The 1,237-nt window shown below is 58.8% G+C and carries 1 protein-coding gene and 1 pseudogene; both read left to right on the plus strand.

Translation table 11 applies throughout. The annotated features are described in order from the left end of the window. A pseudogene (locus CO671_RS34495) lies at positions 1–91 on the plus strand (sugar phosphate isomerase/epimerase); the annotation flags it as partial. 63 nt (positions 92–154) lie between these two features. Then, positions 155–1,141 (plus strand): LacI family DNA-binding transcriptional regulator, encoded by a 987-nt coding sequence (locus CO671_RS33090; protein ID WP_097609250.1) that lies wholly within the window; start codon positions 155–157, stop codon positions 1,139–1,141. The last annotated feature ends 96 nt before the right edge of the window (positions 1,142–1,237 follow it).

Consider the following 1,237-nt stretch of genomic DNA (forward strand, 5'->3'; position numbering starts at 1 on the left):
CATCGAACCGGACTGGGTCGCTCGCGTCTGCCTTGAATACCTCAAACCTATCGTCGATGCCGCGAACGCTAAAGTCGGCAGTAGGATGTAATCGTTAACATCGGACGTCGTGCACCAGGACGGTGTGCCTCTCCGATCAGCTAGGTGAGCATTGATGTCAAAGCCCCCCACGATCCGGGACGTCGCGCGTTTGTCGGGTGTTTCGACTGCGACTGTCTCGCGATATTTCTCGGGAAAGGCAGACTCGGTCTCTCCTCATAAGATCGAAAGCGTTCGCCGGGCAGCCAAGTCCTTGGGCTATACCCCGTCGGAGATCGGCCGCTCGCTTCGCCTGGCGCAAAGTCGCGTGGTCATGATGCTGGTGCCCGACGCGACCAACCACTTCACGGCCGATATCGCCGTCTCGGTGGAAAGCGCGCTCAAAGAGATCGGTCTGTCGATGGTTCTCGCCAATACCGGCGAGAACGCGACCCAGCAGGATCGGCTTCTTGCCGACGCGCTGGGGCTGAGAGCGCGCGCAATCGTTCTTCAGGGAGCGATCGATACGCCCAAATTACGCGAACTGGCCGCACGACAGAACAATCTGATCTTCGTTAACCGGCGCCCGGCTCAAGGAATACTCGCGCCCTATGTCGGGATCGACAACTTCCAGGCCGGCTTGGCGGTCGGGCGCCATTTCGTCGAGCGCGGTTATACCAACTGTGTGGCGATCCACGGTCCGCGACATTATTCGGGTAGCACCGCACGACTGGACGGCTTCCTCGCCGGGATCGGGGAGGATGCCAAAGTTCTCCAGTTCGAGAGCGCCTACACCATGCAAGCCGGCTACGACTGTGCGTCGCGCCTTCTCGAAGCCGAGCCCAAGAAATACTCGATATTCTGCGCCAACGACATGATCGCCTATGGCGTCTACCGGGCAGCTTTCGAGAGAAAGATGCAAGTGCCTGAAGATCTGGTGGTTTGCGGCTTTGACGATAATCGCCTGAACGAATGGCTGGCACCCTGGCTTACGACAGTGAAGGTGCCGGCCTTGGACTTCGGCCCGGCCATTGCCGAACTGATCACCACGCCGCGTCCCGATGACGAGCAGATCAAGAACATCATTCTGCCGTTCAGACTGCAGCTCCGACAATCGGCGTGATCACTAGCCGTCCTTAAAACAGGAGGGGGACGGTCCGGATAATTCTGGGTGCTTCCGGACGCTCGATCAAGAAACAGGGGAATAACGACATGAAAC

The sequence above is a fragment of the Rhizobium sp. M10 genome (genome assembly GCF_002531955.1).
Taxonomy (GTDB): domain Bacteria; phylum Pseudomonadota; class Alphaproteobacteria; order Rhizobiales; family Rhizobiaceae; genus Rhizobium; species Rhizobium etli_C.